Below are 12,272 nucleotides of genomic sequence, written 5' to 3'. Positions count from 1 at the left end.
CTGCTGTCCGGGCCAGATCGTCAAAATAACTGATGATCTTCATCATGGTTATCTGAGTTCTTCATCAACCGAAAAAGCGTATTGTGATGATATCAAAATGACTCCCTCAGTAAGGATATCATCATGTCTTCAACTCGTATGCCAGCATTGTTTTTGGGCCATGGCAGCCCGATGAATGTTCTGGAAGATAACGTTTATACCCGTGCGTGGCAGCAGCTGGGGGAAACGTTGCCGCGCCCGAAAGCGATTGTTGTCGTGTCGGCACACTGGTTCACACGCGGCACAGGCGTGACGGCGATGGAAGCGCCAAAAACCATTCACGATTTTGGTGGTTTTCCGCAGGCGCTGTATGACACCCATTACCCGGCGCCTGGTTCGCCTGAACTGGCGCAACATTTGGTGGATTTGCTTGCTCCCGTACCCGTTACGTTGGACAAAGAAGCGTGGGGATTTGACCATGGTTCATGGGGTGTGCTGATCAAGATGTACCCGAATGCGGATATTCCAATGGTACAGCTCAGCATTGATAGTACGAAACCTGCAGCCTGGCATTTCGACATTGGCCGTAAACTGGCGGCACTGCGTGATGAGGGGATTATGCTGGTGGCCAGTGGTAACGTGGTGCATAACCTGCGTACAGCACGCTGGCACGGTGAGAACACGCCGTATCCGTGGGCGACTTCATTCAATGAGTATGTGAAAGCAAATCTGACCTGGCAGGGGCCAGTTGAGCAGCATCCTCTGGTTAATTACCTGGAGCATGAAGGTGGATCGCTGTCGAACCCAACACCGGATCACTTCCTGCCGTTACTGTATGTATTAGGGGCGTGGGATGGCAAAGAGCCGGTTACGATCCCGGTGGACGGCATTGAGATGGGCAGTCTGAGTATGTTGTCGGTGCAGGTAGGATGATTTTTGCCTGCAGGCGTTGAGTGAAAGCCGGGTCAGGCGAAATCGCCGCCCGGCACACGCATTATTCGACAAAAATATGCGGATAGAAGCGGGAAAGATCCTGAGTGATCAACGCTCTGTCTTCACGAATACCGATCCCGGCCGGTTGATCGTTAATCAGCCAGCTGCCGATCAGCATATAGCTGTCGCCATACTTCGGCAGCGGATGGAACTGCTGCACGATCATACCTTCTTCACCGTACGGTCCTTCCACTGCTTCGATCGTTTTACCGTTCTCAATAATGGACACGTTAGCGCCTTCACGGGAGAAGATCGGCTTCACGACGAATTTTTCCATCTGCGGATAGTCATCTTCGGCGAAATACGCAGGCAGCAGATTCGGGTGGTTCGGGAACATTTCCCACAGCAAAGGTAATAACGCTTTGTTTGAGATAATGCTTTTCCATGCCGGTTCCAGCCAGCGAACGCCCGCGTCTTCCAGCTTGGTGGAGAACATCTCGCGCAGCATGAACTCCCACGGATAGAGCTTGAACAGGTTGGCAATCACCTGATCTTCTAAGTCCGTAAACTGACCTTTTTCGCCCAGGCCAATATCTTCGACATAGAGGAACTCGGTGGCGATTTCTGCTTCAGCCGCACAATCCTGCAGATACTGGATCGTCCCGCGATCTTCGACCGTATCGCGGCAGCAGGTCAGATGCAGAAGCTGAAAACCATACTGCTCGCGCAGCTCGGTGAACCGTTCAATCAGCTTTTCTTGCAGACTGTTAAACTGATCGCTACCTTCTGGCAGGTTGCCTGCATTCAGCTGGTCTTCCAGCCAAATCCACTGGAAAAAGGCGGCTTCATACAGTGAGGTCGGCGTATCGGCGTTGTTTTCCAGCAGTTTGGGTTCGCCGGTACCATCCCATGCCAGATCAAGGCGAGAATAGAGCGACGGTTGCTGGGTCAGCCAGGACTGACGGACAAAGCCCCAGGTATGCTTAGGAATGCGAAACTTGGTCATCAGCTCATCGCTGGCGATGACTCTTTCCACCACCTTGAGGCACATCTGATGCAGCTCAGCGGTGACCTCTTCCAGCTTCTCAACCTGAGCCAGCGTTAACTTGTAGTAGGCATCTTCGCACCAGTACGGCTCGCCGTACATGGTGTGAAAATTAAAACCGTATTCGGTGGCTTTTTCGCGCCAGTCCGGGCGCTCAACAATACTGATTCTTTCCATGTGGATCAGCCACCCATTGAACGCGTGGTAGTGCCGCTTGCGCTACGCTGCATGGTGCTCTGTTTTGCCACAGACTCACCAAAACCGCCGCGCGTAACGGTTGACGTGGTTGCTGGTTTCGGTGCCATCGCGGTTTTCGGCACAGTCATCGTACGGCCTGGCTGCGCGGCGCCATAGTTCTTACCCGCCGCATCGGTGTATTTGCCGTATGCCGGGCTGGCCGGGTTTTTCGAGCTGAACAGCGGCTGCTGAGCGCCCATTCCACCGCCCATCAATCGGCCCATCATGTAGCCGGCCATCAACGGCATCCAGAAGCTGCCACTGCTTTGATTCTGCGCCTGAGCCTGGCCTTCACCGGTCGGTGCCATACCGGCCTGTGCAGGTGCCTGCTGGCACTGACCTTCACCGAACTCAGCGATGCAGTCTTCGCGCGTGGCGTATTTAGGGGCAGTACGCTCAGCTTCTTTCAACGCGTTGTTGAATGCGGTCGTACATTCGGCGCTTTTACCCGGATTCGCCGCAGAGCAGTCATCCGCATTTTGGTAAAGCGATACCGTTTCGTCGCTCTTTTCACAGCCCGCAAGCATAAATACCGCGGTTACTGCCAGGGCGACAGGAGTCAGGTGGCGTGCGCTCCAGCTTTTACGGAACGCTGCGTGATGTATAGATTTTGTCCGTTTCATGTGTGTCTTCCAGGACCCAGTGGTAAATACTGCTCAGAATAGTGGATGGCTGGTCGAAATTGAAGCGGGAAGAGGCCAGAATGCGCGGGAAGGGGCTGATCTTTACGTTGTCTTACGTTCAGACGGGGCCGAAGCCCCGTCATCAACATCAGTTACGGAACGGATTGTTACCGTTGCTGGTGGTGGTATGCGTAGCAACCGGCTGGGCAGCGGGCGCCGCGTTGTTGGCAGTGTAACCATCTGCCGCCGCGTCTTGCTGTGCGTTTTCCGGTGCTACCGCTTCAGGGGCGGTAGAAATCGGTTTGCCCAGCGTATTGTTCAACGCCACCAGATCCTGCTCGTTCAACGTACCAAGCGCAGACTTGATGTTTAACTGGTTGATCAGATAGGTATAACGCGCGTTAGCCAACTGCTGCTTGGCGTTGTACAACGTGGTGGTAGCATCCAACACATCGACGATCGTACGTGTACCCACGGAATAACCGGCTTCCATCGCGTCCAAAGAACTTTGGGCAGAAACAACCGCTTGTTTATAGGCGTTAATGCTGCTGATAGACGCATTAATGTTGTTGAAGGAAGAACGAACGGTTTGCACCACGCTACGGTGTGCGCTTTCAAGTTGTTCGCTCGCGCCAACAAAGTTGTACTGCGCTTGTTTCACCTGCGAGTTAACCATTCCGCCCTGGTACAGTGGCAAAGAGAAGCTCAGACCGATTTTGTTCTGGCCCATATTGCTGTCGTCATATGCCTTACTATCAGGGCCGCCATGGGTTTGAGAACCACTGTAAGAGGTATCAGAAACACCGGTAGACGCGGTTAAATCCAGCGTCGGCAAGTGACCGTCCTGCGCCAGACGAATTTGTTCACGCGCCAGGTCCTGGCTTAAACGTGCCTGCAGTAACGTCAGGTTGCGGTTTTCGGCTTCTTTCAGCAGCGCATTCACCGCCTGCGGTTTGTTGGTTTTAAACCCATCAACGTTGAGCGAGGCCAGTTCCGGGTAGTAATTACCGGTCACCTGACGCAGTTGCTCTACCGCGTTGTCCAGATTGTTACGCGCAGTGACTTCGTTCGCCAGTACGGTATCGTATTGTGAACGGGCGTTCTGCACATCAGTGATGGCGACGAGGCCAACGTTAAAACGTTGGGTCGTTTGATCTAACTGACGGTAGACGGCGTCTTTCTGCGCCTGGGTGTAAGAGAGCACGTCAATCGCGTTCAATACGTTAAAATAGGCTGTGGCGGTATTCAGAATCAGCGTTTGCTGATCGGTCTGATAGGTCACATCCTGGATGCCCGCTGATTTTTCTTGCAGCGTCAGGGCACGCCATTTCGACATATCGAAAAGAGACTGCGTCAGTTGCAACGACGCGCTGGTGGCGTTGGAGTTGATACCATTAGAATCACGGTAGCCATTGCTGTAGGTGTAATCGGCACCTAAACCCAGCTGCGGCAGTAATGGACTACGCGCTTCGTTAATTTTTTCGAATGCAGCATCGCGATCGGCGGCGGATTTACGCAATTCCGGGTTGCTCAGGCGTGCTTGCTGATAAACCTGCATCAGGTTTTCTGCCTGGCTCAAAGTACTGAACCCCGACAGGCTCAGGCCGATAAGGATGGGGAGCAATTTCTTCATTTGCATTCCTTGTTGTGAAGCAGTATTTAGCGCTGATCAAATTGTAAAAATAATTGCTGATTCTAGCAGAATCCGCCACTTCAAAAAGTTGGCGTTACGTGCCATACGGCGTTAATTTGCATCAATTTAACACAAGGGCGCCGAAACAGCAGTCTAACGACCTTGAAATTCACCTTTTAATCACTATTGGTATCAGGACAGCACAATGCGCAAACCAGACAACTTGCCAATGACTTTCACTAAAAATGATGTAGAAATTATTGCACGAGAAACGCTATACCGCGGTTTTTTTTCACTGGATCTTTATCGGTTCCGCCATCGCCTGTTTAACGGTGGTATGAGCGGTGAGGTCAGGCGCGAAATTTTTGAGCGCGGACACGCGGCAGTCTTGCTACCCTTTGACCCTGAGCGGGATGAAGTCGTCCTGGTCGAGCAAATTCGTATTGCGGCATTTGATACCAGCGAAAGCCCATGGCTGCTGGAAATGGTGGCCGGGATGATCGAAGAGGGCGAGACCGTTGAGGACGTTGCCCGCCGAGAAGCGATGGAAGAAGCCGGGCTGGAAGTGAAACGGACAAAGCCTGTGCTGAGCTATCTGGCAAGCCCTGGCGGCACCAGTGAGCGCCTGTCGATTTTGGTAGGCGAAGTGGACGCCACGACCGCAAACGGGATCCACGGTCTGGCGGATGAAAACGAAGATATTCGTGTTCATGTGGTGAGTCGGGAACAGGCTTACCAGTGGGTAGAAGAGGGGATTATCGACAACGCGGCCTCTGTCATCGCTTTGCAATGGTTACAGCTGCACTATCAAGAGTTAAAAACTGAGTGGAAAAAATGAAGCGTTACACACCTGACTTCCCTGAAATGATGCGCCTGTGCGAAACCAATTTTTCGCAATTGCGCTGCCTGTTGCCACGCAATGACGCAGCTGGCGAAACAGTGAGCTATCAGGTGGCAAACGCACAATATCGGTTAACGATTATTGAATCGACCCGATACACTACGCTTGTTGCGATCGAACAGACGGCGCCTGCTGTGACTTACTGGAGCCTGCCATCGTTGACTGTACGCCTGTATCATGATGCGAGGGTGGCTGAAGTGTGTTCAAGCCAGCAGATCTTTCGCTTCAAAGCGCGGTATGATTATCCAAATAAAAAGTTGCATCAACGCGACGAAAAGCATCAAATTAATCAGTTTTTGGCTGACTGGTTACGGTACTGTTTAGCACATGGAGCGATGGCGATTCCGGTTTATTAGCGTCGTGAAACCTAAGGACACCATTTGGAAAGCCTGTTAACCCTTCCTTTGGCTGGTGAGGCCAGAGTCAGGATCTTACAAATTACAGACACTCACCTGTTTGCCGAAAAGCATGAGACGCTGCTGGGTGTGAACACCTGGGACAGCTATCAGTCCGTACTGGACGCTATTCATGCTGAGTCGCTTGAATACGATCTGATCGTTGCGACGGGAGATTTGGCGCAGGATCAATCTGCTGCGGCTTATCAGCATTTTGCTGAGGGCATCGCAAGTTTTCGTGCGCCCTGCGTTTGGCTGCCGGGCAACCATGATTTTCAACCGGCGATGTACAGCTCGTTGCAGGATGCGGGAATTTCCCCTGCTAAACGTGTTTTCATCGGCGAGCAGTGGCAAATTTTGCTGCTGGATAGCCAGGTTTTTGGCGTTCCCCACGGAGAGCTAAGCGAATTTCAGCTCGAATGGCTGGAGCGTAAACTTGCCGACGCCCCGGAACGTCATACGTTGCTGCTTCTGCATCATCATCCCCTGCCTGCGGGCTGCAGCTGGCTCGATCAGCACAGCTTGCGCAATGCCGCAGAGCTGGACAACGTGTTAGTGAATTATCCGCGCGTGAAGTACCTGCTGTGCGGGCATATTCATCAGGAGCTGGACCTTGACTGGAACGGTCGCCGCCTGCTGGCGACGCCCTCGACCTGCGTGCAGTTTAAGCCGCATTGTTCCAACTTCACGTTAGATACGATAAGCCCCGGCTGGCGTACGCTGGAACTTTTTGCTGACGGTACGTTGCAAACCCAGGTGTGCCGCCTGCAGGGTAATCGGTTCCACCCTGATACCGCTTCAGAAGGCTACTGATGTCTACGCTTCTCTATCTCCACGGATTTAATAGCTCACCGCGTTCGGCGAAAGCGTGCCTGCTGAAAAACTGGCTGGCGGAGCATCATCCGCACGTTGAGATGATCGTACCGCAGTTGCCGCCATATCCAGCCCAGGCGGCAGAAATGTTGGAGTCTATTGTCCTTGAACATGGCGGTGAGTCATTAGGTATTGTCGGCTCTTCGTTAGGGGGCTATTACGCCACCTGGCTGTCGCAATGTTTTATGTTGCCCGCAGTGGTGGTGAACCCTGCTGTGCGGCCTTATGAACTGCTGGTCGATTATCTCGGTCAAAACGAGAACCCCTACACGGGGCAGCAATATGTGCTAGAGTCTCGCCATATTTACGATCTTAAAGTCATGCAGATTGACCCGCTGGAAGCGCCGGATTTGATCTGGTTGCTCCAACAAACGGGCGATGAAGTGTTGGACTACCGCCAGGCGGTGGCGTATTACGCCTCCTGCCGTCAGACAGTTATTGAGGGCGGAAACCACGCATTCACGGGCTTCGAAGATTATTTCAACCAGATTGTCGATTTCCTTGGACTGCACAGTTTCTGACGATCAATTCGAATTGCTAATTTAAACCATGACGCAAACTTATAACGCTGATGCCATTGAGGTACTCACTGGGCTTGAGCCGGTACGCCGTCGCCCTGGGATGTACACCGATACCACCCGCCCTAACCATCTTGGGCAGGAAGTGATTGATAACAGTGTCGATGAAGCACTGGCGGGCCACGCAAAGCGTGTGGACGTGATTTTACATGCCGATCAATCACTGGAAGTCATTGATGATGGACGCGGCATGCCGGTGGATATTCACCCCGAAGAAGGCGTTCCGGCGGTCGAACTGATCCTTTGTCGTCTGCACGCGGGCGGTAAGTTCTCCAATAAGAACTACCAGTTTTCCGGTGGTCTGCACGGGGTCGGTATCTCCGTGGTAAACGCACTGTCGAAACGTGTGGAAGTGAACGTGCGTCGCGATGGTCAGGTGTATAACATCGCGTTTGAAAACGGCGACAAAGTGCAGGATTTGCAGGTTGTCGGTACCTGCGGTAAACGCAATACCGGTACCAGCGTGCACTTCTGGCCGGATGAAACCTTCTTTGACAGCCCGCGTTTTTCTGTCTCTCGCTTAACGCATGTGCTGAAGGCCAAAGCGGTTTTGTGCCCGGGCGTTGAAATCACGTTTAAGGATGAGGTCAACAATAGCGAACAGCGCTGGTGCTACCAGGATGGTCTGAATGACTATCTGAGCGAAGCTGTTAATGGTTTACCCACGCTGCCGGAAAAACCGTTCATCGGCAATTTTAGCGGTGAAACGGAGACCGTAGATTGGGCGCTGCTCTGGCTGCCAGAAGGCGGAGAGTTGCTGACAGAAAGCTACGTCAACCTGATCCCGACAATGCAGGGTGGTACGCACGTCAATGGTCTGCGTCAGGGGCTGTTGGATGCAATGCGTGAGTTTTGTGAGTACCGCAACATTCTGCCGCGCGGCGTGAAGTTGTCGGCAGAAGATATCTGGGATCGCTGTGCCTATGTGCTGTCGGTGAAAATGCAGGATCCGCAGTTTGCCGGGCAAACCAAAGAGCGTCTGTCTTCTCGTCAGTGTGCGGCATTTGTGTCCGGTGTGGTGAAAGATGCCTTCAGCCTGTGGCTGAACCAGAACGTGCAGTCAGCAGAGCTGCTGGCGGAAATGGCTATTTCCAGCGCCCAGCGCCGTCTGCGCGCGGCGAAGAAAGTCGTGCGTAAAAAGCTCACCAGCGGCCCGGCACTGCCAGGGAAACTGGCGGACTGTACCGCACAGGATCTCAATCGTACCGAGCTGTTCCTTGTCGAAGGTGACTCGGCGGGTGGCTCAGCCAAACAGGCCCGCGATCGTGAATATCAGGCGATCATGCCGCTGAAAGGGAAGATCCTTAATACCTGGGAAGTCTCTTCCGATGAAGTGCTGGCATCTCAGGAAGTCCACGATATTTCGGTGGCGATCGGTATCGATCCGGATAGCGACGATCTGAGCCAACTGCGCTATGGCAAGATCTGTATTCTGGCGGATGCGGACTCCGATGGTCTGCATATTGCCACGCTGCTTTGCGCGCTGTTTGTGAAGCATTTCCGTACGCTGGTGAAACACGGACACGTCTACGTGGCGCTGCCGCCGTTATACCGTATCGACCTCGGCAAAGAGGTGTATTACGCGCTGACGGAAGAAGAGAAAGCGGGCGTGCTGGAGCAGCTGAAGCGTAAGAAAGGCAAGCCGAACGTGCAGCGCTTTAAAGGTCTGGGTGAAATGAACCCGATGCAACTGCGCGAAACGACGCTGGATCCTAATACGCGTCGTCTGGTACAGCTCATCATTGATGATGAAGATGATCAGCGTACGAATGCGATGATGGATATGCTGTTGGCCAAGAAGCGTTCTGAAGATCGCCGCAACTGGCTGCAGGAAAAAGGCGATCTGGCGGATCTCGAGGGGTAATCCCGGGGGCGTTGGATCGTAATATGTAGGCCGGATAAGGCGGTTGACCGCCATCCGGCATGCTCTTCATGCCTGATGGCGCTGCTTATCTGACCTGTCGGCTATGACGATAAATTAAAGTCCTGACTCCAGAATACGAATACTCACGTCCAGCACGTCACCTTTCACGGCTTCGTTCCAGGCTTTCATGTGCGGGGTCTGCAAATGCGCTTCAAGATGCGCGATGCTTTCCCAGTGTTCAACCATGACGATTGAATCCGGTGCTGTGGTCTGAAAACTCACACCCGTAGCATGATCCACCATCGGCACATAGCCGTGGCAGCCTTCTTCCTTCAGTACGGTCGGAACGATTTTAGCGAACTGATCCAGTACCGCCTGGCGGTGATGTTGACCTGGACGTGTACGGATTTCTGCAATAACAGTAAGCATGGTTAACTCCTTCTAATTCCAGGTGACTAGTTAACCAAAAATCTCGCTCAGATGCTTGCGATATTCTGCGATATAACGCGGGACATCCGGCATTTTAATCACATCATTGGTGATGAATGTTGGCAGCGCTTCCATTCCCAGGAACTGGTTGGCTTTATGGAACGGCAAATAAACGCCATCAACGCCGACGCCGTGGAAGAACTGATCTTTTTCGGTGAAGGCTTCCATAGGGGCATTCCAGGTCAGGGAGAGCATGTATTTCTTGCCCTGAATCAAACCGCCGGAGCCGTATTTTTTAGAGGCATCTGAACGCGTACGGCCGTCGCTGGCGTAAAGCGTACCGTGGCCTTCGGTAAATACATCATCGATGTATTTTTTCACCGTCCACGGCGCACCCATCCACCAGCCCGGCATTTGCCAGATGACCACATCGGCCCAGACGAAGTTCTGCACTTCGGTTTTGATGTCGTAATCGCTTTCCGCACGAACGATTTTAACATCATGCCCGAGGTCGCGCAGAAGACCATCCGCGACCTCGGTCAGGGTGTCGTTTAATTGACCGTTTGAGTGGGCGAATTTTTTCGCACCATTGATAATCAGAATATTGCTCATTTTATGTCCTCAAAGACTCACGTTTGAAGACGATTTTACGCCCGTGAGCGGGGCGGTGAAATTAGCAAAATGTGCAAAGTCTTTTGCTGATAACGCAATAATGTGGCTACCAGCTGATTTTCGCCTCAAATCCACCTTGCGCAACGTTGTCAAAAGAGGCGGACATACCGTGTAAGGTTGCAATACGACGGACAATCGACAGACCCAGGCCACTGCCGGTAACATGTTGTCCCGGTGGACGATAGAAGCGTTCACCAATATGCCTCAAAACGTCCGGGGCAACGCCAGGGCCGTTATCTTTAACGCTAAAATAGCGATCGTTGAGCGTCACCTCCACAATGCTACCCTGCGGGCTATAGCGGATCGCATTATCCAGCAGATTGCGCACCATCAGACTGAGTAGCAGCGGTTGGCCCGTCCGTTTGATGCCGTGCGCATTAATCTGCAAACGCACGTCGATGTGTGCCTGCTGCGCCGGGTGGTAAACATCCATCACTGCCGATTGCAGTAGCTCCTCCAGTGAGATGTCAGCCACATCCTGCAGATTGTCGAGGGAGTCGAGCCGTGAAAGCGTCAGCAGTTGATCGACCAGACGGGTGGCGCGGTCAATCCCGGTTTGCATCTGCATTAACGCTTTTTGTCTGGCCTGCGGGTCATCGTCAGAAAGTTGCGCCACCTCGGCCTGCACTTTTAACGCCGTCAGCGGGCTACGTAATTCATGGGCGGCATCTGATGTAAAGCGGCGCTCGCGTACCATGGTGGTGTGAATACGGGTAAAAAGTTGATTGAGGGATTCAACCAGCGGACGGACTTCACCGGGAATACCTTTCAGGCTGAGCGGCTCTTCCGATTCAGGATCGCGTAAACGTAAAGCCTGTGCCAGTTTTTTCAATGGCTTAAGTTCAAGACTGAGCAACACAATCAGGATTAACAGCATCAGGGGTAACGCAACCAGCCAGGGAACCAACTGGGCGGTCACAATCGCCAGCGCCATATCTTCGCGGTATTCCCATTCCTGACCGACAACAATACGGTACTTTTTGTCAGCGGAAGTCAGCCAGACAAAGCGCCATTTATCGTTGTCACCGGTCAGATAACCATCGTCAAAACCTTCCCTGCGATAGCTATAGGGAATGTACTGACCGTTGTCGCCATCGTGAAGCACCATCTTCCCGTCTGGCGTATAGGCCGCGAAGGTGAGTACGTCATCATCAATATGACCGTGTTTGAATTTTTTCGGCGTATGCGCAATGCGCTCTGAGGCTTTTAGCTCGTCAAGATCGAGGGTAATAAGTCGTTTGGCAAACAGCATAAGCTGCGTGTCAAACATCTCATCCACGTTATCGGTCGTTTGCTTCCAGGCGACAAAGCTGGAAATCAACCAGGTCACTAAAACTAAAATCATGAAGATCAGCGTGAGCCGGATGCGCAGACTGAGGCGTTGTGTGAGTTTCATGCGTCACCCAGCGTGTAGCCAATGCCATGCACGGTTCGGATAAAATCGCTGCCGAGCTTACGGCGTAAATGATGGACGTGAACTTCAACCGCATTGCTGGAGACATTCTCATCCCAGTTATACAGTTTCTCTTCAATAAGCTTGCGGGGCAGCACGCGGCCTTTGTTGCGCATCAGCAGTTCCAGCAACGCAAACTCTTTGGGCTTGAGCGGTAAGGGCTCGCCCGCGAGTGTGACAACCAGCGCACCGGGATTGAGTGTTACCTGCCCGTGGTGTAACTCGCTATTGGCCTGACCGCTGGCGCGGCGTACCAGCGCTTCCAGTCTGGCGGCAACTTCGATGAGCGCAAAAGGTTTGCACAGATAGTCATCCGCGCCGAGGCGTAAGCCTTCAACCCGTTCCGCCAGTGCGTCACGGGCCGTCAGGATCAATACCGGTTCCTGTTTTCCTTTGCTGCGCCATTCGCGCAGGATATCGCGCCCGTCGATGCCCGGCAGCGTCAGGTCGAGGATCACCGCATCATAAGGTGCGCTGTAGAGCGCTTCTTTTCCCTGATTGCCTTCGGTAAACCAGTCGATGCTGAAACCCATTTTACTCAGACCGGTTTTCAGGCCGTCGCCAATCAACGTGTCATCTTCAATCAGTAAAATACGCATACGTTCTTCCCTGTGATAACTCTGTTGGTTGTCAGTAAACCTTGTGGCGGCGGATGCT

Annotated in this window: 13 protein-coding genes; 6 read left to right on the top strand and 7 right to left on the bottom strand. The window is 52.9% G+C overall.

What is annotated here, in order from left to right:
- Positions 1 to 123: 123 nt before the first annotated feature.
- A complete protein-coding gene (gene ygiD / locus N7268_RS01955) occupies positions 124 to 912 on the top strand; it encodes a 4,5-DOPA dioxygenase extradiol (RefSeq protein WP_198905746.1) in 789 nt (262 codons plus the stop codon).
- Between the two features lie 61 nt (positions 913 to 973).
- On the opposite strand, the gene N7268_RS01950 is transcribed toward ygiD, so the two are convergent.
- From N7268_RS01950 to tolC, 3 genes are all read right to left on the bottom strand, one after another.
- A complete protein-coding gene (locus N7268_RS01950; RefSeq protein ID WP_198905748.1) occupies positions 974 to 2,134 on the bottom strand; it encodes a glutathionylspermidine synthase family protein in 1,161 nt (386 codons plus the stop codon).
- Positions 2,135 to 2,139: 5 nt separating this feature from the next.
- Positions 2,140 to 2,817 carry a DUF1190 family protein gene (locus N7268_RS01945; protein WP_260861625.1) on the bottom strand — a complete coding sequence of 226 codons (678 nt, stop codon included), beginning with the start codon at positions 2,815 to 2,817 and terminating at the stop codon, positions 2,140 to 2,142.
- A 148-nt stretch (positions 2,818 to 2,965) separates the two neighbouring features.
- Positions 2,966 to 4,450, bottom strand: a complete 1,485-nt coding sequence (tolC, locus tag N7268_RS01940) for an outer membrane channel protein TolC (protein ID WP_260861624.1) — start codon at positions 4,448 to 4,450, stop codon at positions 2,966 to 2,968.
- A 205-nt stretch (positions 4,451 to 4,655) separates the two neighbouring features.
- Between tolC and nudF the strand changes: the two genes are divergently transcribed.
- From nudF to parE, 5 genes are read left to right on the top strand one after another with little or no spacing between them, the layout of a single operon-like run.
- Positions 4,656 to 5,288 (top strand): ADP-ribose diphosphatase, encoded by a 633-nt coding sequence (nudF, locus tag N7268_RS01935; protein ID WP_260861623.1) that lies wholly within the window; start codon positions 4,656 to 4,658, stop codon positions 5,286 to 5,288.
- The gene (locus tag N7268_RS01930; protein ID WP_260861622.1) at positions 5,285 to 5,707 is read left to right on the top strand and encodes a DUF1249 family protein; all 423 of its coding nucleotides are present in this window, start codon (positions 5,285 to 5,287) and stop codon (positions 5,705 to 5,707) included. Before nudF ends, N7268_RS01930 begins: the two co-directional genes overlap by 4 nt.
- 24 nt (positions 5,708 to 5,731) lie before the next feature.
- The gene (gene cpdA / locus N7268_RS01925) at positions 5,732 to 6,559 is read left to right on the top strand and encodes a 3',5'-cyclic-AMP phosphodiesterase (RefSeq protein WP_198905752.1); all 828 of its coding nucleotides are present in this window, start codon (positions 5,732 to 5,734) and stop codon (positions 6,557 to 6,559) included.
- The gene (gene yqiA / locus N7268_RS01920) at positions 6,559 to 7,140 is read left to right on the top strand and encodes an esterase YqiA (protein ID WP_198905753.1); all 582 of its coding nucleotides are present in this window, start codon (positions 6,559 to 6,561) and stop codon (positions 7,138 to 7,140) included. Before cpdA ends, yqiA begins: the two co-directional genes overlap by 1 nt.
- Before the next feature lie 28 nt (positions 7,141 to 7,168).
- The gene (parE, locus tag N7268_RS01915) at positions 7,169 to 9,061 is read left to right on the top strand and encodes a DNA topoisomerase IV subunit B (protein WP_137360701.1); all 1,893 of its coding nucleotides are present in this window, start codon (positions 7,169 to 7,171) and stop codon (positions 9,059 to 9,061) included.
- Between the two features lie 114 nt (positions 9,062 to 9,175).
- Here the strand turns inward: parE and N7268_RS01910 are convergent, their stop codons facing one another.
- The 4 genes from N7268_RS01910 to qseB all read right to left on the bottom strand — a co-directional run bounded on the left by N7268_RS01910 (position 9,176) and on the right by qseB (position 12,214).
- Positions 9,176 to 9,490: a putative quinol monooxygenase gene (locus N7268_RS01910; RefSeq protein ID WP_198905754.1), complete on the bottom strand. Its 315-nt coding sequence runs from the start codon at positions 9,488 to 9,490 to the stop codon at positions 9,176 to 9,178.
- Positions 9,491 to 9,520: 30 nt separating this feature from the next.
- Positions 9,521 to 10,102, bottom strand: coding sequence for an NAD(P)H-dependent oxidoreductase (locus tag N7268_RS01905; protein WP_198905755.1), 582 nt, complete (start codon positions 10,100 to 10,102; stop codon positions 9,521 to 9,523).
- A gap of 106 nt (positions 10,103 to 10,208) precedes the next feature.
- A complete protein-coding gene (gene qseC / locus N7268_RS01900; protein WP_260861621.1) occupies positions 10,209 to 11,558 on the bottom strand; it encodes a quorum sensing histidine kinase QseC in 1,350 nt (449 codons plus the stop codon).
- Positions 11,555 to 12,214: a quorum sensing response regulator transcription factor QseB gene (gene qseB / locus N7268_RS01895; protein ID WP_260861620.1), complete on the bottom strand. Its 660-nt coding sequence runs from the start codon at positions 12,212 to 12,214 to the stop codon at positions 11,555 to 11,557. Before qseB ends, qseC begins: the two co-directional genes overlap by 4 nt.
- Positions 12,215 to 12,272: the final 58 nt, after the last annotated feature.

It is taken from the genome of Citrobacter sp. Marseille-Q6884 (assembly GCF_945906775.1).
Taxonomy (GTDB): Bacteria; Pseudomonadota; Gammaproteobacteria; order Enterobacterales; family Enterobacteriaceae; genus Citrobacter.
Note: the sequence above shows the minus strand (reverse complement) of the source record. Positions and strands in the feature narration are given on the sequence as shown.